24 protein-coding genes are annotated in these 23063 nt (G+C 62.8%); 12 read left to right on the top strand and 12 right to left on the bottom strand.

Annotated features, from left to right (window positions below; translation table 11 throughout):
- From EN990_RS29325 to EN990_RS29315, 3 genes are all read right to left on the bottom strand, one after another.
- Positions 1-695, bottom strand: a 695-nt coding sequence (locus tag EN990_RS29325; protein WP_127388466.1) for an acetyl-CoA carboxylase carboxyltransferase subunit alpha, incomplete at its 3' end; no start/stop codon positions are given.
- Positions 696-794: 99 nt separating this feature from the next.
- Positions 795-1712: a site-specific tyrosine recombinase XerD gene (locus EN990_RS29320; RefSeq protein WP_063169115.1), complete on the bottom strand. Its 918-nt coding sequence runs from the start codon at positions 1710-1712 to the stop codon at positions 795-797.
- Positions 1713-1865: a hypothetical protein gene (locus EN990_RS29315; RefSeq protein WP_013529356.1), complete on the bottom strand. Its 153-nt coding sequence runs from the start codon at positions 1863-1865 to the stop codon at positions 1713-1715.
- Between the two features lie 210 nt (positions 1866-2075).
- Here EN990_RS29315 and EN990_RS29310 point away from each other — a divergent pair, with 210 nt between their 5' ends.
- The 3 genes from EN990_RS29310 to EN990_RS29300 are packed head-to-tail and all read left to right on the top strand — an operon-like array spanning position 2076 to position 4710.
- Complete coding sequence (locus EN990_RS29310; protein WP_024503735.1) at positions 2076-2687, top strand: shikimate kinase; 612 nt, start codon at positions 2076-2078, stop codon at positions 2685-2687.
- Positions 2684-3820 carry a 3-dehydroquinate synthase gene (aroB, locus tag EN990_RS29305; protein WP_024503736.1) on the top strand — a complete coding sequence of 379 codons (1137 nt, stop codon included), beginning with the start codon at positions 2684-2686 and terminating at the stop codon, positions 3818-3820. Before EN990_RS29310 ends, aroB begins: the two co-directional genes overlap by 4 nt.
- Complete coding sequence (locus tag EN990_RS29300; protein ID WP_013529359.1) at positions 3817-4710, top strand: HlyC/CorC family transporter; 894 nt, start codon at positions 3817-3819, stop codon at positions 4708-4710. The genes aroB and EN990_RS29300 overlap by 4 nt, the downstream gene beginning before the upstream one ends.
- A gap of 24 nt (positions 4711-4734) precedes the next feature.
- On the opposite strand, the gene EN990_RS29295 is transcribed toward EN990_RS29300, so the two are convergent.
- Genes EN990_RS29295 through EN990_RS29285 form a run of 3 tightly spaced genes read right to left on the bottom strand, consistent with a single transcriptional unit; the run spans position 4735 to position 9562 of the window.
- Positions 4735-6276, bottom strand: coding sequence for a SpoVR family protein (locus tag EN990_RS29295; protein ID WP_024503737.1), 1542 nt, complete (start codon positions 6274-6276; stop codon positions 4735-4737).
- Between the two features lie 8 nt (positions 6277-6284).
- Positions 6285-7595 (bottom strand): YeaH/YhbH family protein, encoded by a 1311-nt coding sequence (locus tag EN990_RS29290; protein WP_013529361.1) that lies wholly within the window; start codon positions 7593-7595, stop codon positions 6285-6287.
- A 17-nt stretch (positions 7596-7612) separates the two neighbouring features.
- Positions 7613-9562 (bottom strand): PrkA family serine protein kinase, encoded by a 1950-nt coding sequence (locus EN990_RS29285; RefSeq protein WP_013529362.1) that lies wholly within the window; start codon positions 9560-9562, stop codon positions 7613-7615.
- Between the two features lie 242 nt (positions 9563-9804).
- Here EN990_RS29285 and EN990_RS29280 point away from each other — a divergent pair, with 242 nt between their 5' ends.
- Together EN990_RS29280 and EN990_RS29275 are read left to right on the top strand one after the other, a co-directional pair.
- Positions 9805-10611, top strand: coding sequence for an alpha/beta hydrolase (locus tag EN990_RS29280; protein WP_013529363.1), 807 nt, complete (start codon positions 9805-9807; stop codon positions 10609-10611).
- Positions 10612-10709: 98 nt separating this feature from the next.
- Positions 10710-12263: an acetolactate synthase large subunit gene (locus tag EN990_RS29275; RefSeq protein WP_127368489.1), complete on the top strand. Its 1554-nt coding sequence runs from the start codon at positions 10710-10712 to the stop codon at positions 12261-12263.
- 15 nt (positions 12264-12278) lie between these two features.
- Here EN990_RS29275 and EN990_RS29270 read toward each other — a convergent pair whose 3' ends face one another.
- The gene (locus tag EN990_RS29270; protein WP_013529365.1) at positions 12279-12581 is read right to left on the bottom strand and encodes a BolA family transcriptional regulator; all 303 of its coding nucleotides are present in this window, start codon (positions 12579-12581) and stop codon (positions 12279-12281) included.
- A gap of 181 nt (positions 12582-12762) precedes the next feature.
- On the opposite strand from EN990_RS29270, the gene EN990_RS29265 reads away from it, so the two are divergent.
- From EN990_RS29265 to EN990_RS29245, 4 genes are all read left to right on the top strand, one after another.
- The gene (locus EN990_RS29265; protein ID WP_013529366.1) at positions 12763-13392 is read left to right on the top strand and encodes a J domain-containing protein; all 630 of its coding nucleotides are present in this window, start codon (positions 12763-12765) and stop codon (positions 13390-13392) included.
- Positions 13393-13515: 123 nt separating this feature from the next.
- Complete coding sequence (cobS, locus tag EN990_RS29260; RefSeq protein WP_013529367.1) at positions 13516-14502, top strand: cobaltochelatase subunit CobS; 987 nt, start codon at positions 13516-13518, stop codon at positions 14500-14502.
- A gap of 471 nt (positions 14503-14973) precedes the next feature.
- Positions 14974-16878 (top strand): cobaltochelatase subunit CobT, encoded by a 1905-nt coding sequence (cobT, locus tag EN990_RS29250; protein ID WP_174299058.1) that lies wholly within the window; start codon positions 14974-14976, stop codon positions 16876-16878.
- Complete coding sequence (locus EN990_RS29245) at positions 16875-17903, top strand: esterase-like activity of phytase family protein (protein WP_127385687.1); 1029 nt, start codon at positions 16875-16877, stop codon at positions 17901-17903. The genes cobT and EN990_RS29245 overlap by 4 nt, the downstream gene beginning before the upstream one ends.
- Positions 17904-17914: 11 nt before the next feature.
- Here EN990_RS29245 and EN990_RS29240 read toward each other — a convergent pair whose 3' ends face one another.
- From EN990_RS29240 to rpmB, 3 genes are all read right to left on the bottom strand, one after another.
- Complete coding sequence (locus EN990_RS29240) at positions 17915-18586, bottom strand: hypothetical protein (protein WP_064993081.1); 672 nt, start codon at positions 18584-18586, stop codon at positions 17915-17917.
- A gap of 59 nt (positions 18587-18645) precedes the next feature.
- Positions 18646-19326, bottom strand: a complete 681-nt coding sequence (locus EN990_RS29235) for a queuosine precursor transporter (protein WP_024503743.1) — start codon at positions 19324-19326, stop codon at positions 18646-18648.
- A 184-nt stretch (positions 19327-19510) separates the two neighbouring features.
- Complete coding sequence (gene rpmB, locus EN990_RS29230) at positions 19511-19807, bottom strand: 50S ribosomal protein L28 (protein ID WP_013529373.1); 297 nt, start codon at positions 19805-19807, stop codon at positions 19511-19513.
- Between the two features lie 258 nt (positions 19808-20065).
- On the opposite strand from rpmB, the gene EN990_RS29225 reads away from it, so the two are divergent.
- The 3 genes from EN990_RS29225 to EN990_RS29215 are packed head-to-tail and all read left to right on the top strand — an operon-like array spanning position 20066 to position 22483.
- Complete coding sequence (locus EN990_RS29225) at positions 20066-20854, top strand: DUF3108 domain-containing protein (RefSeq protein WP_127369169.1); 789 nt, start codon at positions 20066-20068, stop codon at positions 20852-20854.
- A 34-nt stretch (positions 20855-20888) separates the two neighbouring features.
- The gene (locus EN990_RS29220; protein ID WP_027162920.1) at positions 20889-21800 is read left to right on the top strand and encodes an EamA family transporter; all 912 of its coding nucleotides are present in this window, start codon (positions 20889-20891) and stop codon (positions 21798-21800) included.
- Positions 21797-22483, top strand: coding sequence for a lysoplasmalogenase (locus tag EN990_RS29215; protein ID WP_127369168.1), 687 nt, complete (start codon positions 21797-21799; stop codon positions 22481-22483). The genes EN990_RS29220 and EN990_RS29215 overlap by 4 nt, the downstream gene beginning before the upstream one ends.
- Position 22484: 1 nt before the next feature.
- Here EN990_RS29215 and EN990_RS29210 read toward each other — a convergent pair whose 3' ends face one another.
- Positions 22485-22913, bottom strand: coding sequence for a cupin domain-containing protein (locus tag EN990_RS29210; protein ID WP_013529377.1), 429 nt, complete (start codon positions 22911-22913; stop codon positions 22485-22487).
- 22 nt (positions 22914-22935) lie between these two features.
- Positions 22936-23063, bottom strand: a 128-nt coding sequence (locus EN990_RS29205; RefSeq protein ID WP_281056338.1) for a hydroxyacylglutathione hydrolase C-terminal domain-containing protein, incomplete at its 5' end; no start/stop codon positions are given.

The following is a 23063-nucleotide window of genomic DNA, read 5'->3' as shown; positions in this document are numbered from 1 at the left end:
GAGGCGGCACCTTCCGGCGAAATCACCGAATAGATGGCGTGTTCGAGCATGTAGACGCGGTTGGCGGTGGCGATGGCAATGGCGCCGCCCGAACCGCCTTCGCCGATGACCACCGAGATCGACGGTACTTTCAGGCCAAGACAGGTCGAGGTTGAACGGGCGATAGCCTCCGCCTGGCCGCGCTCCTCGGCGTTGACTCCGGGATAGGCGCCGGCCGTGTCGACCAGCGTCAGTAGCGGGATCTTGAAGCGGTCGGCCAGTTCCATCAGCCGTACCGCCTTGCGGTAGCCCTCCGGCCGAACCGAGCCGAAATTGTGCTTCAGGCGGCTGGCTGTGTCGGAACCTTTTTCCTGGCCGATGATGGCAATGGGTTCGCCGCGGAAACGGGCGAAACCGCCGACGATCGCCTGGTCCTCACCGAAATTGCGGTCGCCGGCCAGCGGCGTGAAATCGGTGAACAGGCCCTTGATGTAGTCGACGCAATGCGGCCTGTCGGGATGGCGCGCCACCTGCACCTTCTGCCAAGGCGTCAGCGCCTTGTAGGCATCGCGCAATGCGTCGCGGGAGCGCTTCTCGAGACGGTTGATCTCGTCGCCGACATCGACCGCCTCGCCATTCTCGGCAAGCTTCTTCAGCTCGAGGATCTTGCCCTCGAGGTCCTGCACCGGCTTTTCGAAATCGAGGTAATTATACATGCGTGAGCGGACCGATACGTCGGAAGGCAGTGGCTGACGGAACCCTTGAATCTAAGGCTCCGGGCGGTGAAATGTCGTCCTCACATAGCGATATGAGGCCTAGTCGGCAAGCGGATGATGATCGTTGACCAGCCGCACCAGCCGCTCTTCCAGCACATGGGTGTAAATCTGTGTCGTCGATATGTCGGCATGGCCAAGCAATTGCTGCACGGCCCGCAGATCGGCGCCGTTCTGCAGGAGATGGCTGGCGAAAGCATGGCGCAGCACGTGCGGCGAGATCTTCGCCGAGGCAATGCCGGCCCTTGCCGCCAGCCCTTTCAGGTCACGCGCGAAGACCTGGCGCGAGAGATAGCCGCTGTCCGAGGCGGCCGGAAACAGGAACGGACTGTCGGCCAAGGCTGGCACCTTGGCGCGGGCGGCAAGCCAGGTCTTCATCGCCGCGCGTGCCTTGGCGGAGAGCGGCACCATGCGCTCCTTGTCGCCCTTGCCGCGCACCATGAAGAAGCGGTCGTCGCGTTGCGCCACCGTCACCGGCAAGCCGACCAGCTCGGAAACGCGCAGGCCGGTGGCGTAAAGCACCTCGACCAGCGCATGCAGGCGCAGTGATGCCAGGCTGTCCCCATCGCCCGACGAGACATCGCCGGCTTCAATTGCTGCACGGTCGATCAGCCGGCCGGTGTCGGCCTCGCTCATCGTCTTGGGCAGCGGGCGGCCCTTTTTCGGGCTGTCCAGCGTGCCGGTCGGGTCATCGCCGCGCAGGCCTTCGGCGTAGAGGAATTTGAAGAACTGGCGGATCGCCGACAGTTTGCGCGCCTGCGACGTGGCGGCAAAGCCGCGGGCGGCAATGTCGTCGAGATAGGCGCGGATATCGGCGGCGGCGGCACCGGCCAGCCCGCCATCGATCGCGCCGGAAGCGTCCTCGAGGTCGCGGCGGTAGGAGGAAAGCGTGTTTTCGGCCGCGCCCCGCTCGGCGCTCATCATTTCCAGAAAGGCTTCGATGCGGGCCGCGCTGTTCATTCAGCTTTTCTTGGGATTGAGCTTTTCCGGAGGGATGCGCACGCTCATTTCCCCCTTCTTTGGCTCGACGAACATCACCAGTGCGAACATCGTACCATAGGCAATGCCAGCCAGAATCGCCGTTACCACGACAAAGCGAAACAGTGTCGGCATCAATTTTCGCCCGTCTTCTTGTTCTGCGTTTCCAAACCCTGTCCCCTTATGGGACGCCAATCCGGCCAATTCAAGGAAGAAGCTGGGGCCTGTTAGCAACTTCTGATGCAGACCCTGCCGGTCCATATCGGGTTCAAGGCACTTGCCACGCTTGACGCAAACGGGCTTTTCATGTCGATACGCCGGCAAAGAGGGCCTTCGAAACATCCGATGAACGCGCTGCCAGCAAATCCTCCAGACGAGAACCACGCCGCGTTGCTCGGCAGGCTGGGCAGCCGTTCCGTCGTCTTCGTCGGACTGATGGGCGCCGGCAAGACGGCGATCGGCCGCAAGGTGGCGACGATGCTGGCGCTGCCCTTCATAGACAGCGACCAGGAGATCGAAAGCGTCTCGCGCATGACCGTTCCGGAACTGTTCGAGCGCTACGGCGAGACCGAATTCAGGGCGCTGGAGCAGCGCGTCATCCTGCGCGTGCTGGAAAACGGGCCGCAGGTGCTGTCGACCGGCGGCGGCGCCTTCATGAATGCGCAGACGCGCGAGGCGATTGCAGCGCAGGGCGTCTCGGTGTGGCTGAAGGCCGAACTCGACCTTCTGATGGATCGCGTCGCCAAGAAACAGAACCGGCCGCTCCTGAAAAGCGCCGACCCGCGCGCCGTGCTGGAGCGGCTGATGGGCGAGCGCTATCCGGTCTACGCGACATCGGACGTCACAGTGCCGACCCGCGACGACCGCAAGGAAGTCATCGCTACCGAGGTGGTGGACGCGCTGTGCCGGCATTTCGGCATTGATCAGGCGGCTGCGACGGGCGAGGTGGAACAGTGAGCATCGAGGCACCCGTTGTCGTCGAAGTCGGCCTTGGCGACCGGACCTACGACATTCTGATCGGCTCGGGGTTGTTGGCCCGCGCGGGTGCCGAGATTGCGCGCCGGCTGCCGGGCACACGCGCCGCGGTCGTCACCGACGCCAATGTCGCGGCAGCGCATCTCGATGCGCTGAAGGCCAGCCTCGAAACGGGTGGCATCCAGACCGCGGTGATCACCCTGCCGCCTGGCGAGAAGACCAAGAGTTTTGCCCATCTCGAAGAGGTGGTCGACGGTGTGCTGGCTGCGAAACTGGAGCGCGGCGACATCGTCATCGCCTTCGGCGGCGGCGTTATCGGCGACCTTGCCGGCTTTGCCGCCGGCATCGTTCGGCGCGGCATGAATTTCGTGCAGATTCCGACCTCGCTGCTGGCGCAGGTCGATTCCTCGGTCGGCGGCAAGACCGGCATCAACAGCCCACGCGGCAAGAACCTTGTCGGCGTCTTCCATCAGCCGAAACTGGTGTTGGCCGACACAGGGGTGCTCGACACGCTGCCGATCCGGGAATTCCGCGCCGGCTATGCCGAGCTCGCCAAATACGGGCTCATCGACCGGCCGGAATTTTTCGCCTGGCTGGAAAAGAATTGGGTCCAGGTTTTTGCCGGCGGGCCGGAGAGGGCGCAGGCGATTGCCGAAGCCTGCCGCGCCAAGGCCGACGTGGTTGCGCGTGACGAGTTCGAGACCGGCGACCGCGCGTTGCTCAATCTCGGCCACACATTCGGCCACGCGCTGGAAGCCGCCACCCAATATGACGGAAGCCGTCTCGTCCATGGCGAAGGGGTCGCCATCGGCATGGCGCTGGCCTACCGGTTCTCGTCGCGGCTCAATCTGGCCAGCCCCGACGATGCCGCGCGCGTCGAGGCGCATCTGCGCGCCGTCGGCCTGCCCTGGCGAATAGCCGACATCCCGGGCGATCTGCCTGACGCCGAGGCGCTGCTTGCCTTTATCACCCAGGACAAGAAGGTGTCGCGCGGCGCGCTAACCTTCATCCTGACGCGCGGCGTCGGCCAGGCTTTCATTGCCAAGGATGTTCCGGCATCGGAAGTGCTGTCGTTTCTGAGGGAAAACCACCCAAAGGAAAGCGACCGGAGATGAACGAGCCCGGCTGGATCGTTGTCGCCGTCCTTGCCATCCTCATCGTGCTGCTCGTTGCCGTGCGCACGCGCCTGCTTGCCATGTTCGGGTACGAGCTTTCGCGCATCGAGCCGCAGCGTTCCAGCCAGGACGAATTGCGCGGCGCGGTCGACGATTTCCGCCGCGACGGCCAGGTGGTGCGCGAGGATCGCGACCGCGTCGGCGGCCTGTTCGATCTCGCCGAACTCGAAGTCTCCGACATCATGGTCCACCGCACCAACATGCGCTCGGTCAATGCCGACAATGCGCCGGAAGCGGTGGTGCGCGAGATTTTGCAAAGCCCGCACACCCGCATGCCGCTGTGGAAAGGTTCGCTCGACAACATCGTCGGCGTGCTGCATGCAAAGGATCTGCTGCGCGCCTTGAACGAAGTCGGCAACGATTTCTCCAGGATCGACGTGATGAAGATCGCTTCGAAACCCTGGTTCGTGCCCGACACCACGACCTTGCAGGAACAGCTCAACGCCTTCCTTCGCCGCAAGGCGCATTTCGCCGTCGTCGTCGACGAATATGGCGAGGTCGAAGGGCTGGTGACGCTGGAGGACATTATCGAGGAGATCGTCGGCGAGATCGCCGACGAGCACGATGTCGACATACAGGGCGTCAAGCAGGAGGCCGACGGCTCCGTGGTCGTCGACGGTACGGTGCCGATCCGTGACCTCAACCGGGCTCTCGACTGGAACCTGCCGGATGAGGAGGCAACCACCATTGCCGGCCTCGTCATCCACGAGACGCAATCGATCCCCGAGGAGAAGCAGGCTTTTACGTTCCACGGCAAGCGCTTCATCGTCATGAAACGCGACAAGAACCGGATCGCAAGGCTGAGGATCAGGCCAGCCGGCGACGCCTGATGTGCGCCGGGAGACCGGGTGCCGTCATCCCGCGATCTGGCTCGTCGAGCGTTCGTGGATCGTCGCGCCGGTCTCGGCATCCATGGCCGCCAGGCTGACTTCATAACCCCAAAGCCTGCGGATGTGACGAAGCGTGGCGTCGCGGCTGGCATCCTCGAGAAGGATGCCGTCATTGACCTTGTGCTGCAGCCGCAAATGGCGGTCGCCGAGCAGATCGACATCCACCACCTGAATGTCCGGCCGGTTCGCGCCGAGATCATAACTGTTGGCGAGCGCGGCGCGTATCTTGGCGTAGCCGCGCTCATCGTGGATGGACGCGACCAGGCAATGCGGCTGGTCGGCAGCGTCGCCGAGCACAAAAAACCGCCATTTCCGGATCAAGGCCGGGCTGAGGTACTGGCGGATGAAGGATTCGTCGCGATGCTCGGCCCAGGCGTCCAGCAGGACCTCGCGCCAGTTGCCCTGGCCGGCCATGTCGGGGAACCAATCGCGGTCCTCGGCCGTGGGTTCGGTCGAGATGCGCTGAATGTCCTGCATCATGTCGAGGCCGAGAGCATAGGGGTTGATGCCTGAAAAACGCGGATCGTCGAAGGCCGGCTGGAAGACCACGTTGGAATGATTGCGCAGGATTTCGAGCATGGCGCCTTCGCTGATCTGGCCGCGGTCGAACAGCATGTTCATCAGCGTATAGTGCACGAAAGTGGCACAACCTTCGTTCATCACCTGTGTCTGCCGTTGCGGGTAAAAATATTGCGCGATGACACGAACGATCCTGATGATCTCGCGCTGCCAGGGTTCCAGGACTGGGCTGTTCTTTTCCAGGAAATAGAGCAGGTTTTCCTCGGGCAGATTGAGCGATTTCTTCCACTCTGGGTCCTGGCCCTTGTCGTTGGCCGCTTGCTGCGAGGCCGGCAGCGTACGCCACAAGTCGTTGTAGGAGCGCTCCTCGTATTCGAGACGCTCGCGAATTCCTTCGCGTTGCCGTTCCGACGACAACCTCGGCGGCCGGTGATAGCGAAACACGCCCTGATCCATCAGCGCGTGGGCGGAATCGAGAACAGCCTCGACGGCGGCGAGGCCGTGCCGCTCCTCGCAACGGACTATGTAGCCCTTGGCGAAGTCCAGGTAGCTGAGGATCGCACCCGCATCCGTCCACTGTTTGAACAGCTGATTGTTCTTGAAGAAATGATTGTGCCCGAGCGCTGCGTGGGCCGTCACCAGGGCCTGCAGGGCCATGGTGTTTTCCTCCATCAGATAGACGATGCAGGGATTGGAATTGATGACCAGTTCATAGGCAAGCCCCCGCCCGCCCTTGCGATAGAGCAAATCCTGGTGGAGGAAATGTTTGCCGAAAGACCAGTGACGGTACATCAATGGCATGCCGATGGACGAATAGGCGTCGAGCATCTGCTGCGACGAGATGATCTCCATCTGAACGGGATAGGTGTCCAGATGAAGCTCTTCGACCGCAAGTGCCTCGATAGCGTCATAGGCCCGCGACAATGTTTTGAAATCCCAGTCGGACCCTGAAAAAAGCAGGCTGGATTTGCTCGCTTGTCTGGCCATCGGGAACCTCATGCCCTCTTGAGGGCGGCCGGTTGCCTGCCGAAGAGCTGGCGAAAAACCGGATAGATATCGGCGGGTGTGGCGATGCGGCTCATCTGGAAGTTCGGCCATTTCTGGTCGATGGAGTTGTAGGCACGCCACAGCGATGTCCCGTTTTCTGTCGAGCCGAAAATATGAGCTTCACGCTCGTCGATGATCTCGACATACGCAAAATACTGGCACAGCCGCATGAGCTCGCCATTGAGCAGCGAAATGCATCGCTCCGAATCGCCGGCGAAATTGTCGCCGTCCGAGGCCTGGGCGGCATAGATGTTCCAGTCATGGGCCGGGTAGCGGCTGGTGATAATACGGTGCATTTCCTCCAGCGCGGTGGAAACGACGGTGCCGCCGCTTTGGGTGTTGTAGAAAAATGTTTCCTCGTCGACCTCCTGAGCCAGGTGCGTGTGGCGGATGAAGACAATCTCGATGCGGTCGTAGCGCCGTTTCAAGAACAGGTGCAGCAAGACGAAGAAGCGCTTGGCCAGATCCTTCTCGCGCTCGCCCATGGACCCGGACACGTCCATAAGACAGAACATGACGGCATTGGCGTTCGGCACCGGCCGGGAATCGAAGCGGTTGAAGCGGATGTCGACCGGATCGACATAGGCAATCCGGCGGCGGCGGCGTTCCAGCCGGTCGAGTTCTTCGCGCAATGCCGCAATACGCTGGCGCGCGTCGGCGCTGGATGGCGTCGACTCGAGCGAGGCGATTTCCTCGAGGATCGCATCCAGTTCGACCTGCTTGGGGCGCCTCAGCGCAATGCGGCGGCCGTGGCTGTTGCGCATCGTGCGGCCAACATTGATGTTGGTCGGCGAACCTGTGGCGGCGAAGCCGGCTCTGCGCGGCTTGAAGGCAAGGATCTCCTTGAGGTTGAGCTTGACCATGTCCGGGAGCTCGAGATCCTCGAAGAAAAGATCGAGCACTTCCTCGCGCGACAGCACGAAACGAAAGTCGTCTTCAGATGCCTTGTTTCCCGGCGACGATGCTCCCCCGCCGCCCCCGCCGGGCTTGGGGATCAGGTCTCCAGCGGAGAAATGCCTGTTGCCCGGCAAGATGTGCTGGCGCCTGCCGCTGTCGCGGGCGTTGTTGAAGCTCGGCTCGCTTGTGCCTCTTTCGGGCATGCGCACGGCATGCTCGGAATCCGCGTCGGTGATCCTGCCGGTGCGGATCTGATCGCGTATGCTGCGTTTCAATTCCTCGCGCGCGCGTCGCAGGAAGCGCTGGCGATTGCCGAGGCTTTTGTCTTTCGGGTTCAGGCGGCGGTCGATGAAGATCGGCATGGAACCATCCGGGTTCTCTAACCCGCCCTGTTCACCCGCATGTACCAGTCCACAAGGCGACGCACCTGCCGCTCGGTGTAGCCGCGCTCGACCATCCGCTGCACGAATTCATTGTGCCGCTTTTCCGTGACACTGTCCTGCTTGGAGCCGAAACTGATCACCGGCAGGAGGTCCTCGACCTGGCCGAACATGCGTTTTTCGATGACTTCCCGCAGCTTTTCGTAACTTGTCCACGCCGGGTTGCGGCCATGGTTTCTTGCACGGGCGCGCAGGGTGAATTTCACCACCTCATTGCGGAAGTCCTTGGGATTGGCGATGCCGGCCGGTTTTTCGACCTGTGAAAGCTCGTTGTCCAAAACCTCGCGGTTGAGGATCTGGCCTGTGTCGGGATCCTTGTAGTCCTGGTCTTCGATCCAAGCGTCGGCATAGGCGATGTAGCGGTCGAAAAGGTTCTGGCCGTACTCGCTGTAGGATTCCAGATAGGCTTTCTGGATCTCATGGCCGATGAATTCGGCATACCGCGCGGCCAGCTCGGACTTGATGAACTCCAGATAGGCGGCTTCCGTCTCCTTCGGAAACTGTTCGCGCTTGATTGCCTCCTCCAGGATGTACATGAGATGCACGGGGTCGGCGGCCACCTCTTCGGTGTCGTAGTTGAAGGTCTGCGACAGGATCTTGAAGGCAAAGCGCGTGCTGACGCCTGCCATGCCCTCATCGACGCCGGCGGCGTCCCGATATTCCTGAACCGACTTTGCCTTGGGGTCGACTTCCTTGAGGTTCTCGCCATCATAGGCGCGCATCTTGGTGTAGAGCGGCGAATTGTCGTGCTCGGCCAAGCGGGTCGAGACGGTAAACCGGCTGAGGATGTCCAGCACCTCTGGAGCGCAGGGACTGGCGGCCAATTCGCTCTCCCGCAACAGTTTCTCGTAGATCTGCCGCTCTTCGGTTATCCGCAGGCAATACGGCACCTTGACGACGAGGATGCGATCGAGAAAAGCCTCATTGTTCTTGTTGTTCTTGAACTGCAGCCATTCCGACTCGTTGGAATGGGCCACGATGATCCCCTGGTAGGGAAAGGCGCCGAAATTTTCGGTGCCGTTGTAGCTGCCTTCCTGGGTAGCCGTCAGCAGCGGATGCAGGACCTTGATAGGCGCCTTGAACATTTCGACGAATTCAAGCAGGCCCTGGGTGGTCCGGTTCAGTCCACCGCTATAGGAATAGGCGTCCGGATCGGACTGGCTGAAGTTTTCCAATTGCCGGATGTCCACCTTGCCGACCAGGGCCGAGACGTCCTGATTGTTCTCGTCGCCGGGCTCGGTCTTGGCGATGCCGATCTGGCGCAGTCGCGACGGCATCAGCTTGACGACGCTGAACTTGGAAATGTCGCCGGAAAGTTCGTCGAGGCGCTTGGCCGCCCATGGCGAAATGAGCCCATTCAAGCGGCGCCGGGCAATGCCGTATTTATCCTCCAGCAGGTCGCCCATGCGATCGGGATGGAAAAGGCCAAGCGGCGATTCGAAAACCGGGCTGACCTGGTTGCCGACCTTCAGCGTGTAGATCGGGCGCTGTTCCATCAACTTCTTCAGCCGCTCGGCAAGGGAGGATTTGCCGCCGCCCACCGGGCCGAGCAAATAGAGGATTTGCTTGCGCTCCTCGAGCCCCTGGGACGCATAGCGAAAATAGCCGGCGATGCGCTCGATTGTATCCTCCATGCCGTAGAAATCGGCGAAGGAGGGGTACACTTTCAGGGTCCGGTTGGAGAAAATACGGCCGAGCCGCTCATCCTTGCTGGTGTCGACCAGGTTCGGCTCGCCGATCGCCTCGACCATCCGTTCAGGCGCCGAGGCATACATCGACTTGTCCTCGCGGCAGGCAAGGAGATATTGCTGGATGCTGATCTCTTCCTGCGCCGCGTTGGTGTAAATTTCCGAAAAGAGATCGAAGACGTCAGACTGGTTCTCTCGCATGATGCTTTTGCCCTCGGAGCCGCTGTGGCTTCCATTCGGCTCACCACGCATTCAACTGCCGGGGGGCACCGTTTGTTCCCTTCATGTGAAGAGGTGGCCGCGATCTTAAGGATTGAGGCTACTCCGCGAGACCAAAGCGCTCGTTGCGGAGCCGTATTCAGCGCGGGTAGCGGGTGTGTTGCGAACCCCTGACTGGACGGCTGGGGCGGCCGCGTGCAGTCTTGCTTTGCCAGGAGACAATGATGATCGATCGACGAAGCCTGATCATGGCCTCCATGGCGGCGATGCTGCCGTTGGAAGCGTCGGCCGCGTGGAAAACACGCCGGCCCACGCCAGAAACCTTCGACTACGGGCCGGCCAAGCTCGACATCTACGCGCCCGATGGTGCAATCGGCCTGCCGGTCGTGTTTTTCGTTCATGGCGGCACCTGGCAGTTTGGCAAACGCAGTCAGGTGGACGCCAAACCGGCCTTCCTGCTCGCCAACGGCTTCTGCTTCGTCTCCATTGATTACCGCATGCTGCCGCAGGCCAATGTCGCCACCCAGGCTGGTGACGTCGAAAAGGCCTATGCCTACATCAGGGCCAACATCGCCCGGCATGGCGGCGATCCCAACCGCATCGTCGGCATGGGCCATTCGGCCGGCTGCCATCTGGTTGCGCTGACCGGCATGCGCGGCGGATTGCCGGGCATAGCCGCGCTCATCCTCGACGACACCAGGGCCTATGATCTTGCAGCACTTGCCAAAAATGGCGGTATGGTCCGGGCCTATGCCCGCGTCTTTTCCGATCCCGCGCAATGGGCGGCACTTTCGCCGGCCAGCTATGTCGACGGCCGCAAGCACCCGCCGACTTTCATCGCCTATTCGCGGGCATCGGGCCGGAGCGAGGACTCCAAGGCCTTTGCCGAGCGCCTGCGCTCGACGGGCACCAAGGTTACGCTGTTCGACGGCAGCGCCTATACGCATATGTCGATCAATCGCGATTTCGGCGAGGACGGCGACGCGCTGACCGCGGCCGCGCTGGCATTCCTGAAATCGACGGTTGGCTGATCTTTACGGCACTGGATTAGATCAAAAGTAGCGGCAAGACATTGCTGCAGGTGCTCGCGGGTGCAACTGCTCTGCGATCTTGAGCGGGAGGGAATTGCATGAACGGCGCCGATGTCCTGTGTGACGTGCTTCTGGCCAATGATGTGACGGTCTGCTTCGCCAATCCCGGCACCTCCGAAATGCACTTCGTTGCAGCGCTTGACCGCAAGCCGAAAATGCGTTGCGTGCTCGGGCTGTTCGAAGGCGTCGTGACGGGTGCCGCCGATGGCTATGCGCGGATGGCCGATCGGCCGGCCGCGACGCTGCTGCATACCGGTCCCGGCCTGGCCAATGGGCTGGCCAACATGCACAATGCCCGGCGTGCCTTCAGCCCGATGATCAACATCGTCGGCGACCACGCCTCTTACCATCTGCCGCTCGATGCCCCACTCACCAGCGATATCGAGAGCCTTGCGGCGCCGATGTCCAACTGGGTCGGCCGCGTCAAGGGTCCGGCCGATGTCGTGCCGGCAGCTGAAGCGGCCTTTCGCGCCTCGCTGACACCACCCGGCGTCGCGACCCTGATCCTGCCGGCGGATGCCGCCTGGGGCGAAGTCGAGGCGGTTTTGCCCGGCAAGGTGAGGCTGGTGCCAGCGCCGGCCGTCGATATGGACGCGGTACGCAAGGTCGCCGCGGCGATCCGTGCCGCTCCGGGCCGGGCCGGCATGATCGTTCGCGGAAAGGCCGCTCGCGCCGATGCGCTTGCCATCGCCGGGCAGATCTCGGCGGGCAGCGACGTCCGGCTGTTCGGCGAGGTTCTGATCGCACGGATGCAACGCGGGCGCGGGCGTGCCGCGCCGATCCGCATCCCCTATCCGGTCGATGCGGCGATGGCTGTGCTGAGCGACGTCGATGTTCTGATCCTGGTCGGCGCAAAGGAGCCGGTTGCCTTCTTCGCCTATCCGGGAAAACCGGGACGGCTTGTCCGGGAAGGCTGCGAGGTGCTGACATTGGCCGCCCATGGCGACGATCTGCATGCGGCGCTGGAGGCGCTTCGCGACGAACTTGGCATCCAGCCGTCGCAACACAAGGTGCTGGCGGCCGCTTTTCCCGACGAGGCAACGCCGAACGGCAAGCTGACGGAAGATGCCGTCGCACTTTCGGTGGCGCGCAAACTGCCGGCCGATGCGATCGTCTGCGATGAAGCGGTCACCTCGGCCAGGCGTTTCTTCGCGCTGTCGGCCTTTGCCGCGCCGCACGACTACATGATGGGCACGGGCGGATCGATCGGTGGCGGCATCCCGATGGCGACCGGGGCGGCAATCGCCTGTCCCGACCGCAAGGTGGTCAATCTCGAAGCCGACGGCAGCGGCATGTACACGGTGCAGGGATTGTGGACGCAGGCGCGGGAAAAGCTCGACGTGGTGACGATCGTGTTTTCCAACCGAACCTATGCGATCCTGCATGGCGAGATGAAGAATGTCGGCGTCGGCGCCATCGGCGAGAACGCCAGGCGCATGCTCGACCTCGACCATCCCTCGCTCGACTGGGTATCGCTGGCCAAAGGCATGGGCGTGGAGGCGGCTCGCGCCGATACGTGCGAGCGCTTCGACGCGTTGCTGGACAGTGCGCTGTCACGGCGCGGGCCGTTCCTCATCGAAGCGGTGCTCTGAGCGCGGGGAAGCGACCTACCAGCGGGTCTTTTCGCCGGGAGCCGCGGGTTCGATCGCCAGCGCATGCACGCCGGCCTTCAGTTCGTCGGCAAGCAGTTCGTTGACGGCGCGGTGACGGTCGATGCGGCTCATGCCGGCAAAGGCGGAAGCGACGACGCGGACGCGAAAATGCGTCTCGCCGGTGCCGTCGTAAGTGCCGTGATGGTCGGAGCCGTGATGGTGGTGGCCGGCATGGAGATGGCTCTCGTTGATGATAACCAGCCTGTCCGGCGAAAATGCCTTGTTGAGCTTGTCTTCCATGGTCGCCTGTATGGACATCGCCATCTCCCTTCACCACATATCGTTGGCGTCTCGGCCTGGAAACCGAAAATCGGTTTCGCGAGGGGCCGCCGCCGCGCAACAAAATCCGCCATTCGCCTGCTTTATGCCGCGATTCAGCGGTTAGGGCGATGATCGCGAAAATGTCAATTCTTGTTTCGCATCTGCGAACGCCCCATAAATGGGTAAGATGAAGCCGTACCCCAAATATTTCGAGAAGATTCGCGTCCGCCCCGACAAGGACGCGGAGCTGAAGTCGCACTCGCCGATCTGCCAGTGGGACGGCTGCAAGGAAGCGGGCACCCATCGTGCGCCGGTCGGGCGCATGAAGGAGGGTGAGTATTTCCACTTCTGCTTCGATCATGTGCGCGAGTACAATAAGGGCTTCAACTACTTTTCCGGCGTACCGGACACCGAGGTCGCGCGCTTCCAGAAGGAAGCCATGACCGGGCACCGGCCGACCTGGAAGATGGGCGCCAACGGGGCCTCGACCCGGTCGTCGCCCGATATGGCCCAGATGCGTTCCGGCCGCGCCGGCTACTATAACCGCATGCGCGACCCGTTCGACCTGTTCAAGGGACCCAAGGATCCGCGCGAGGCGCGCGAGCGCAAGGCCAAGCCGCTTGAGGCCAAGGCGCTGGAAACGCTTGGTCTTGATACAAAGGCGACTGGCAAGGAGATCAAGGCGCGCTATAAGGAACTGGTGAAACTACACCATCCGGATGCGAATGGTGGCGACAGAGGTTCGGAAGACCGGTTCCGCGATGTGCTGCAAGCCTATCGCGTGCTCAAACAGGCGGGCCTGTGCTGAGCGACCATACGGTTCGTGTCGTTTTCCAACTTTCATAAGGTTGGAAAAGGCTTTAAGACCGCCCCCGGACAAAATCGATTGCCGGCGAAATCAGACGTTTCGCCCGTGGAGACGTTGAGAGATATGAACAAGGTCGATCGCGACATCGCCAACCTGCCCGACACGACGGTGTCGGTGAAGGAGAAATTCGGCTTCGAATCCAAGATGGTGGTGCCGGCCTATTCGGTGACATCGGAGCATGTGCCCGACATCGACCCGGACTATCTGTTCGACAAGAACACGACGATGGCGATCCTTGCGGGCTTTGCCTACAACCGCCGCGTCATGGTGTCGGGCTATCACGGTACCGGCAAGTCGACCCATATCGAACAGGTCGCCGCCCGCCTCAACTGGCCCTGCGTGCGCGTCAACCTCGACAGCCATGTCAGCCGTATCGATCTCGTCGGCAAGGACGCGATCGTGGTCAAGGACGGGTTGCAGATCACCGAATTCCGCGACGGCATCCTGCCCTGGGCCTACCAGCACAATGTCGCGCTGTGCTTCGACGAGTATGATGCCGGCCGTCCGGATGTGATGTTCGTCATCCAGCGCGTGCTGGAATCGTCAGGCCGGCTGACGCTGCTCGACCAGAGCCGGGTTATCCGCCCGCATCCGGCCTTCCGGTTGTTCTCGACCGCCAACACGGTCGGCCTGGGCGACACCACCGGCCTCTATCACGGCACCCAGCAGATCAACCAGGCCCAGATGGACCGCTGGTCGATCGTCACCACGCTGAATTATTTGCCGCACGACAATGAAGTCGCCATCGTGCTGGCCAAGGCCAAGCACTATCGCGACGGCAAGGGCAAGGACATCGTCAACAAGATGGTGCGCGTCGCTGACATGACGCGCTCGGCCTTCATCAACGGCGATCTGTCGACCGTGATGAGCCCGCGCACGGTGATCACCTGGGCAGAGAATGCCGAGATATTCGGCAATATCGGCATGGCGTTCCGGCTGACCTTCCTCAACAAGTGCGACGAACTGGAGCGCTCGGTGGTGGCCGAGTTCTACCAGCGCGCCTTCGGCGAGGATCTGCCCGAGAGCGCCGCCAACGTGGTCCTGGGGTAAGACCGCTCCATGGGAACGACCCACCGGACGTTCCTATGGAGTCTTGTATTCCTCTGCTTTGGTCTCAGTCAGGCAGCCATGGCCCAGAACCAACCACTCAAACCTGGGCAGACTTGGACGTATCACGGCGCGACACCAGTATCCTCGCGTGTGATCATAGGCGCTGTCGATTATCTGGAAGGCGAAAGTCAGCCGATCGTATCGATCTCAGTCTCTGACGCGCCGATACCTAATGACGGAAAGCAGCTGCAAACAATCCCTCACCTCCCTGTAGCGGCTGACGTACTGAGAGAAAGTCTGGTTGAACTTGAGGGTGTTCGTCCAATTCCCGACGGGTTTGACCACGGATACAGTCATTGGAGACAGGCATATGACAGTGGGAAAGGCGGCTATTTTACGATCTCGGTCGAAGAGATTATCGGCCTCCTGCGCACTCAGCTTGGCCAGCGGCCAGCGGTACAATAGAGATAGATGATGGCGGGTCCGGGCGACAACACGCGCAACAAGTCGAAGACGGGCTCTGAAGCCGACAGCTTCAAGCGTGCCGTCACCGTCTGCATGCGCGCCATTGCCGGCGACAAGGAACTGGAAGTCGGTTTCGCCAAGGACCGGCCGGCGCTCGCCGGCAGCCGTGCGCGTCTGCCCGAATTGCCGAAGAAGGCGTCGAAGACCGATATTGCGATCACCCGCGGCCTCGGCGATTCCATGGCGCTGAAGCGCGCCTGCCACGATGTGCGCATCCACACCAAGCTGGCGCCGGAAGGCAAGGCGGCCCGCGCCATCTATGACGCGGTCGAACAGGCCCGCGTCGAGGCGATCGGCTCACGCGCCATGCAGGGTGTCGCCGACAATATCGGTTCGATGCTGGAGGACAAATACGCCAAGGCCAACCTCGTCGACATCAAGGACAAGGCCGACGCGCCGATCGAGGAAGCTCTTGCCCTGATGGTGCGCGAGAAGCTGACCGGCCGTCCGGTCCCGAAAAGCGGCGAGCGGCTGGTCGAGCTCTGGCGCCCCTGGGTCGAGGAGAAGGCCAAGGCCGACCTCGACGGATTGTCGGCCAAGCTCGGCGACCAGCAGGCGTTCGCCCGGGTCGTGCGAGAGATGCTCGCCTCCATGGAGATGGCCGAGGAACTCGGCGACGACCAGGAGACGGAAGATTCAGAGGACAATGACGACAACCAGCCGCAAGGCGAGGAGCAGAGCGAGGAGGGCGGCGAAGAGGATTCCGGCTCCGAGCAGTCGCAGTCCGAGGATGCCGAAGCTTCGGCCGATGACGAGCAGTCGGCCGAGACGGAAGCCTCCGACGCCACCGCCGACGATCTGTCCGACGATGACGACGCCGATGCCGAAACACCCGGCGAAGCGCGCCGCAACGACAATCCCTTCACCAATCTGCCGAAAGAGATCGACTACAAGGTCTTCACCACCGCTTTCGACGAGACGGTCGGCGCCGAGGAGTTGTGCGAAGAAGAAGAGCTCGACCGGCTGCGCGCCTTCCTCGACAAGCAGCTCGCCAACCTGTCCGGCGTCGTCGGGCGGTTGGCCAACCGCCTGCAGCGTCGGCTGATGGCACAACAGAACCGCTCCTGGGATTTCGACCTGGAAGAGGGTTACCTCGACCCGGCAAGGCTGGTGCGGGTCGTCATCGACCCGATGCAGCCGCTGTCGTTCAAGCAGGAGCGCGACACCAAATTTCGCGACACGGTGGTGACGCTGGTGCTCGACAATTCCGGCTCGATGCGCGGCCGGCCGATCACGGTCGCCGCAACCTGCGCCGACATATTGGCGCGCACGCTGGAGCGTTGCGGCGTCTCGGTCGAGATCCTCGGCTTCACGACGCGGGCGTGGAAGGGCGGGCAGGCGCGCGAGAAATGGCTGAAGGATGGCAAGCCGCCGAATCCTGGCCGGCTCAACGATCTGCGCCACATCATCTACAAGTCCGCCGACCATCCATGGCGGCGGGCACGGCGCAATCTCGGCCTGATGATGCGCGAAGGCCTGCTCAAGGAAAATATCGACGGCGAGGCGCTGCTGTGGGCGCACAACCGGCTGATCGCCCGGCCCGAGCAGCGCAAGATCCTGATGATGATCTCGGACGGCGCGCCGGTCGACGATTCGACGCTGTCGGTCAATCCGGGCAATTATCTCGAACGCCATCTGCGCGCCGTCATCGAGCTGATCGAGACGCGTTCGCCGGTGGAACTCTTGGCCATCGGCATCGGCCACGATGTCACGCGCTACTACCGCCGCGCCGTCACCATCGTCGATGCCGAGGAGCTGGCTGGCGCCATGACCGAGCAGCTGGCTTCGCTGTTTGCCGAGGAAAGCGCGAAGGATACGCGGCGCGGCGGTGGTATGCGGCGCGCCGGATGATCTCCAGGCGCGGCGGCTTTCAGCAGACGCTTTTCGCCGCCATCGCCCTGCTTTCCGATGTGGCTTCGGCGGCAGCCGGTTCGCCCGACTCTGGTTCTGTCGAACCGGTCGAAATCTCGGCCCGCCCGATCACCGAATTTCACATTGGCCGTGCCGACAAGCAATTCGGCCCTTTCGAATTCGTCGGCGGGCTGGAGATGACCTCGCCGACACGCGATTTCGGCGCGCTGTCGGCCTTCCGCTTCCTGAAGGCCGGCGGTGACTTCATCGGCGTTGCCGACACCGGCTTCTGGTTCTTCGGCACGGTGGTCCGCGACGCGGAAAAGCGGCCCTCCGGCATCCAGAATTTCCGCATGCAGCAGATGGTCGACGAGACCGGCCGGCCGATCGACAGGAAATGGGAGGTCGATGCGGAAGGCCTCGCGGTCAAGGACGGCATTGCCACCGTCGGCTTCGAGCGCAGCCACCGCGTCGCCCAGTTCAAGATCGACGCCAACGACATGAAGGCGCCGTTCAAGCCGCTGGATTTCGTCGTTCCGGCCCAGGAGCTGCGCCAGAATCGCGGCTTCGAGACCGTCACCCACGCCAATGCCAACGGTCAGCATGAGGGCGGCCTGGTCGTGGTCTCCGAAAAGAGCCTCGACAAGGCCGGCAACATCTATGCCGCCATCATCGAGGGGCCGCACAAGGGCGTCTTTACTGTCAAGCGCAACGGCGATTTCGACATCACCGACGGCGCCTTCCTGCCGGATGGCGATCTGCTGCTTCTGGAGCGCAGTTTCTCGATGGCGAGGGGCGTCAAGATGCGGCTGCGGCGCATCTATGGCGAAAGCGTCGAGAAGGGCGCGGTCGCCGACGGGCCGGTGCTGCTGGAGGCCGACATGGGCTACCAGATCGACAATATGGAAGGGCTCGACGTCTGGACCCGCGACGACGGCGCGCTGATGGTGTCGCTGATCTCCGACGACAACCACTCGATCCTGCAGCGCAACCTCTATCTGGAATTCATCCTGCACCAGGATTGAGCCCGCCGGCTTTACGTCTTGGTGGCGATCCAGATGATATGGCGCGCGCCGCGCTTGCCGTTGGCGCGCGTACTGACCTCTTCGACCCCGAAGCCTGCCTGCTTCAGCCGCCGCGTGAAGCCGATGTCGGGGCCTTGCGACCACACCGCCAGCACGCCGCCCGACTTGAGGGCGCTGCGTGCGGCTGCGAGGCCCTGCAGGCTGTAGAGCGCGTCGTTGGATTTGTGGACGATGCCTTCCGGGCCGTTGTCGACATCGAGCAGGATGGCGTCCCAGGCCGCGGGCTGCGAGCGTATCAGCTGCCCGACATCGGTCTCCTGGATGGTGACGCGCGGATCGTCGAGACAGCCGCCAAAGATTTCGGCCATCGGACCGTGCGCCCAGGCGACAACGGCCGGCACCAGTTCAGCGATGACGATTCCGGCATCATTGGCCAATTCTGCAAGCGCGGCGCGCAAGGTAAAACCCATGCCAAGCCCACCGATCAGGATTGTTGGCTGGCTATGGCCGGCAATCCGCCCGCAGGAGAGTTTTGCCAGCGCTTCCTCGGAACCGCTGAGGCGGCTGTTCATGAGCTCGTTGGTGCCCAGCATGATCGAGAATTCGGTGCCGCGCCGCTTGAGGCGAAGTTCTTGTCCGCCGTCTGGGGTCTTCGCTGAATCGAGCTGGATCCACGGGATCATGATCTTTGTCCGACCATGATCTTTTCCGAAAACGGGGTCCCACTTTTCGGGATCATGGTTTAAGCCGCAACCGCGGGCTGGCTCCAGCGGGCGGCGAGCAGCCGGTAGGGGATGAGTGCGACGACGGCGATGATCAGCTTCACCGAGAGATCACCAAGCGCCCAGGAGATCCAGCGCATCGCCTCGACATGGAAGACGCCCATCAAGGGTGCGTTTTCCAACGCAAAGCCGTCGTTTGGTCCGGCGAAGGCAAAGGCAGCCGAGAAAGCGACGGTGAAGAACACGGCGGTGTCGAACACCGACCCGACCAGCGTGCCGATGATCGGCGCCCGCCACCAGCTCTGCCGGCGCAGCCGGTTGAACACGGTGACGTCGAGCAGTTGCGCGGAAAGGAACGCCGCTCCGGACGCGGCCGCGATACGCACCAGCCGGTCGGCGGCGGTCTCGAATTCGATCAGGCCGTGACGGAACAGGAAGGGCGGGACAAGGATCGAGCAGATCACCGCCGTCATGAAGCCGACAAGGACGATCCGGCGCGCCACAGTGGGTCCGTAGCGGCGGTTGGCGAGGTCGGTGACCAGGAACGAGAAGGGATAGGTGAAGGCCCCCCAAGTCAGAAGGTCGGCCAGCGAGAGGCCCCCGATCTGGCCCTGCATCGGGAATTGCACGAGAATGTTCGATGCCACGACGACAAGCGCCATGGCGGCCACGAAGGGCAAATACCGCGAGAAGGAAGTCATTTTTTTATCCTGGGTAATGGAACCAGCCAAGCATCGTGCCCATGCGGGCGATGCTCGCCTTCGTATGTGGGCACCGGATTGCCAAAACCTTGCGGCTTCGATCCGATGCCCCAAGGCCAACAAGATGTTGGCCAGAGGCCAACAAGATGTTGGCCAGGGCGGTCGTCCCCCGCCTTTGAACTGTTTAAGCGGCAGCCTGCTCGGCGGTCTTCTTGGCGATCTGCTTCTTCAGCAGACGGGCGCGCTGCGACAATTCCTTGACGTCGGCCTTGGCCAGGAAGGCGTCGAGACCGCCGCGATGTTCGACCGAACGCAGTGCGTTGGCCGAAATGCGCAGGCGCACATTCTGGTTCAGCGCTTCCGAAATCAGCGTCACATTGACGAGGTTCGGCAGGAAGCGACGCTTGGTCTTGTTGTTGGCGTGGCTCACATTGTTGCCGGACATGACTGCCTTGGCAGTGAGTTCGCAGGTGCGGGACATTGTTCTAACCTTCAGTTCTCGGGGTCTGCCAAACACTCAAGCCCACGCCGGGTGGCGCGCGGTTCTGGTCAGGCGGCCTTATGGAAAAAGTTGGCGTTCCATAGTTGCATTTCGCCGAGGCGTCAAGCTCCTGCATTGCCCACGGCGCGCCCGGCATTTTCATATTAAGGCCGGAATTCATCCTATAAGCGGTCTCATAGGGACATGCCAGACCGGAGTTGCCCGCCTCCGGCCGAAAATCAAGGACCCGATCCCGCCATGCTTCGTTCGTCACATGCCTTTGCCGCCATGCTTGCCGCAGCCTTGCCGTCCGCCGCGTCTGCTGCCTCGCCGCAGTCGTTCAAGGGCGAGTATACGGTGTCGTTCCTTGGACTTTCGATAGCGAAATCAACGTTTTCCAGCCGTTATGAGAACGGCGCCTACGCGATCGAAGGCAGCGTCAGCGCGGCAGGGTTGGCAAAACTGTTCGACGACACGCGTGGCACGATCTCGTCCAAAGGCACGATTGCGGGCAAGAGGATGGTGCCGCAGGCATTCCGCGCCGATTACACCTCCGGCAAGAAGGCATCGGTGGTCGACATCCGCTTTGCAAATGGCAGGGTCACCTCGACGCAGGTCGTCCCGGCGCCGGGCAAGCGCGACCCCAAGAGTTGGGTGCCGCTCGGTGCCGGCGACCTGGCATCGGTGCTCGATCCGATGGCTGCCACCGTCATCCATGCCGACAGCCTCGACCAGGTCTGCGGCCGCACGGTAAAGTTCTACGACGGCGAGATGCGCGCCGATCTGACGCTGACCTACGCTTCGAAGGGCACGATCTCGGTGCCGGGCTACAAGGGCGACACGGTTACCTGCCGGATGGGCTTCGAGCCGGTGGCTGGCTATCGCAAGGGCCGCAAGGCGCTCAACTATCTCAAGAGCAAAAGCCGCATGATGGTGACGTTTGCACCGCTCGGCCAAACCGGCGTATATGCGCCGATCTATGCCACGGTGGGCACGCAGATCGGCACCTTGACCATCAGCGCCGGACGTTTCGAAGCGGTACAATAGCCAGGCGCAGAATTGGCGCGCCACTGGAGACAGAATGGGGCGCGCAACACTGATCGGCTTTTCGGCGGTCGCCATGTGGGCGCTGCTCGCACTGCTCACCGATGCGTCGGGCCAGGTGCCGCCGTTCCTCTTGTCGGCGATCACCTTCTCGATCGGCACCGGTGTCGGGCTGGTCGCGCGGCTGTTCATGCCGGCACCCGACAAGAGCCAGAAGATACCGCCGCAGGTGTGGCTGATCGGCATTGCCGGGCTGTTCGGCTACCACTTTTTCTATTTCACCGCGCTGCGCAATGCGCCGGCGGTGGAGGCGAGCCTGATCGCCTATCTATGGCCTTTGCTGATCGTGCTCGGCTCGGCGCTGATGCCGGGCGAAAAACTGGCCTGGAACCATGTCGTCGGCGCGCTGCTCGGCCTTGCCGGCACCGTGCTGATCGTCACCAAGGGCGGGGGCCTCGCCTTCGACGCCCGTTACGCCTTCGGCTATGCGATGGCCGCCGTTTGTGCCGTGCTGTGGTCGTCCTATTCGCTGTTGTCGCGGCGCTTCCCGTCGGTGCCGACCAGCATCGTCACCTGGTTCTGCGCGGCGACCGCGGTGTTGTCGCTCGCCTGCCACCTGGCGCTGGAACAGACGGTTCTGCCTGACGGTCCCGGCCAGTGGCTGGCCGTGCTCGGCCTTGGCCTGATGCCGGTGGGGGCGGCCTTCTATGCCTGGGACATCGGCGTCAAGCGCGGCAATATCCAGGTGCTGGGTGCTGCAAGCTACGCCGCACCGCTGTTGTCGACGCTGGTGCTGATCGCGGCCGGCGTCGCCGAGCCGTCGCTGCGCATCCTCGCCGCCTGCGTGCTCATCACCGGCGGGGCCGCACTTGCAGCGAAGTCGCTGTTCCTGCGCAAACCGGCGGCTGAGAGCGGGGCCAGGGCATCCCAAAGCGGAGCCGGGGCATGACGATGCCGTTTGCCGGCGGCATCGACGCAAATGCCAATGCGACATTGATCTTTTCGCTGGCGGCGGCGGTGATCTACGCCTTTACGCTTGGCATGCCACCAACGCTCGCCCGCTCGGCGGCAAAGACGCTCGCCGTGGCGATGCTTGCCGTGCTGGCCGGGCTGCAGGGCGGCCCGCTGCTGCTCGCCGCCGCGCTCGCTCTCAGCGCTGTTGGCGACGCATTCCTGTCGCGCGACGGTGAAAAGGCCTTTCTCGGCGGGCTGGCCAGTTTTCTTGTCGCCCACATCGTCTATGTCGTGCTGTTCCTGCGCAGCGGTGGCGGGTTGGGGGTGCTTGGCGCCGAGTCGTGGCGCGGAGCGATCGCGCTCGCCATGGCGGTGTTTGCGGCCGTCATGCTGGCGGCGCTGTGGCGGCGCGTCGGTCCCGGCCTGCGTATCCCGATCGCCGTCTATGTCGCTGCGATCCTGGCAATGGGTATCTCGGCGCTGACCACCAGCAACGTCTCCGTGATCGGCGGTGCGCTGTTGTTCATGGCATCCGACGGGCTGCTCGCCACGGAGAAATTCCTGGTGGCCGCCATCTCGCCGCACCGCGCCTGGATGCGCTTCGCCGTCTGGGCGCTGTACTACGCCGCCCAACTCGCGATCACGCTTGGGTCCCTGCTATATCCGGGCTCTTATTGAGTTAAGGTTGTTTCGGCTGCCAGCCGGGTGCTGCCAGTTCGAAGGCGGCAAACTCGAAGCCCGGCGCGACGGTGCAGCCGACCAGCGTCCATTCGCCGAGGCTGCGCGCCGATTGCCACCAGCCCGCCGGCACGACGATCTGCGGCCGCTCACCGGCTGCGAGATCGATTCCAAGCACCTGCTCCACAACGGTGCTGCCTTCTTCCCACATTGCCAGTGCCAGCGGGGCGCCGGCATGGAAATGCCAGACCTCGGCGGCGTCCTTGACCCGGTGCCAGGCCGAAACCTGATGCTCCTCAAGCAGGAAATAAATGGCGGTCGAATGGCCGCGCGCGCCGCCAGTGCCATCGCGAAAGGTCTCGGCATACCAGCCGCCTTCCGGATGCGGCTTCAGCCCGAGCGTCGCGATGATTTCGGCGGAGCTGGTCATGGCGTCGACGATATCACGGGCTCTAGAAGTTGTCCTTGCGCTTGCGGATTTCGGCAAAGACCTCGGCGTCGGAAGCCTTCTCCAGCCCAAGATGCTTGCGGATCGCCGGGTCGTGCCAGCGCAGGAAGGGATTGGTCGACAGTTCCTCGC

The organism is Mesorhizobium sp. M7A.F.Ca.US.005.03.1.1, from assembly GCF_003997975.1.
Classification (GTDB): Bacteria; Pseudomonadota; Alphaproteobacteria; order Rhizobiales; family Rhizobiaceae; genus Mesorhizobium; species Mesorhizobium ciceri.
This window is presented reverse-complemented; position numbering and strand designations above follow the sequence as displayed.

Excerpts from the sequence above, each read along its gene's own strand:
- cobT (WP_174299058.1), top strand. The coding sequence starts at position 14,974 with ATGATGGCGGGTCCGGGCGACAACACGCGCAACAAGTCGAAGACGGGC.
- EN990_RS29210 (WP_013529377.1), bottom strand. The coding sequence starts at position 22,913 with ATGACCAGCTCCGCCGAAATCATCGCGACGCTCGGGCTGAAGCCGCAT.
- EN990_RS29310 (WP_024503735.1), top strand. The coding sequence starts at position 2,076 with ATGAACGCGCTGCCAGCAAATCCTCCAGACGAGAACCACGCCGCGTTG.
- EN990_RS29315 (WP_013529356.1), bottom strand. The coding sequence starts at position 1,865 with ATGCCGACACTGTTTCGCTTTGTCGTGGTAACGGCGATTCTGGCTGGC.
- EN990_RS29280 (WP_013529363.1), top strand. The coding sequence starts at position 9,805 with ATGATCGATCGACGAAGCCTGATCATGGCCTCCATGGCGGCGATGCTG.
- cobS (WP_013529367.1), top strand. The coding sequence starts at position 13,516 with ATGAACAAGGTCGATCGCGACATCGCCAACCTGCCCGACACGACGGTG.
- rpmB (WP_013529373.1), bottom strand. The coding sequence starts at position 19,807 with ATGTCCCGCACCTGCGAACTCACTGCCAAGGCAGTCATGTCCGGCAAC.
- EN990_RS29235 (WP_024503743.1), bottom strand. The coding sequence starts at position 19,326 with ATGACTTCCTTCTCGCGGTATTTGCCCTTCGTGGCCGCCATGGCGCTT.
- EN990_RS29300 (WP_013529359.1), top strand. The coding sequence starts at position 3,817 with ATGAACGAGCCCGGCTGGATCGTTGTCGCCGTCCTTGCCATCCTCATC.
- EN990_RS29225 (WP_127369169.1), top strand. The coding sequence starts at position 20,066 with ATGCTTCGTTCGTCACATGCCTTTGCCGCCATGCTTGCCGCAGCCTTG.
- EN990_RS29240 (WP_064993081.1), bottom strand. The coding sequence starts at position 18,586 with ATGATCCCGTGGATCCAGCTCGATTCAGCGAAGACCCCAGACGGCGGA.
- EN990_RS29275 (WP_127368489.1), top strand. The coding sequence starts at position 10,710 with ATGAACGGCGCCGATGTCCTGTGTGACGTGCTTCTGGCCAATGATGTG.
- EN990_RS29320 (WP_063169115.1), bottom strand. The coding sequence starts at position 1,712 with ATGAACAGCGCGGCCCGCATCGAAGCCTTTCTGGAAATGATGAGCGCC.
- EN990_RS29215 (WP_127369168.1), top strand. The coding sequence starts at position 21,797 with ATGACGATGCCGTTTGCCGGCGGCATCGACGCAAATGCCAATGCGACA.
- EN990_RS29220 (WP_027162920.1), top strand. The coding sequence starts at position 20,889 with ATGGGGCGCGCAACACTGATCGGCTTTTCGGCGGTCGCCATGTGGGCG.
- EN990_RS29245 (WP_127385687.1), top strand. The coding sequence starts at position 16,875 with ATGATCTCCAGGCGCGGCGGCTTTCAGCAGACGCTTTTCGCCGCCATC.
- EN990_RS29290 (WP_013529361.1), bottom strand. The coding sequence starts at position 7,595 with ATGCCGATCTTCATCGACCGCCGCCTGAACCCGAAAGACAAAAGCCTC.
- EN990_RS29295 (WP_024503737.1), bottom strand. The coding sequence starts at position 6,276 with ATGGCCAGACAAGCGAGCAAATCCAGCCTGCTTTTTTCAGGGTCCGAC.
- EN990_RS29285 (WP_013529362.1), bottom strand. The coding sequence starts at position 9,562 with ATGCGAGAGAACCAGTCTGACGTCTTCGATCTCTTTTCGGAAATTTAC.
- EN990_RS29270 (WP_013529365.1), bottom strand. The coding sequence starts at position 12,581 with ATGTCCATACAGGCGACCATGGAAGACAAGCTCAACAAGGCATTTTCG.
- EN990_RS29265 (WP_013529366.1), top strand. The coding sequence starts at position 12,763 with ATGGGTAAGATGAAGCCGTACCCCAAATATTTCGAGAAGATTCGCGTC.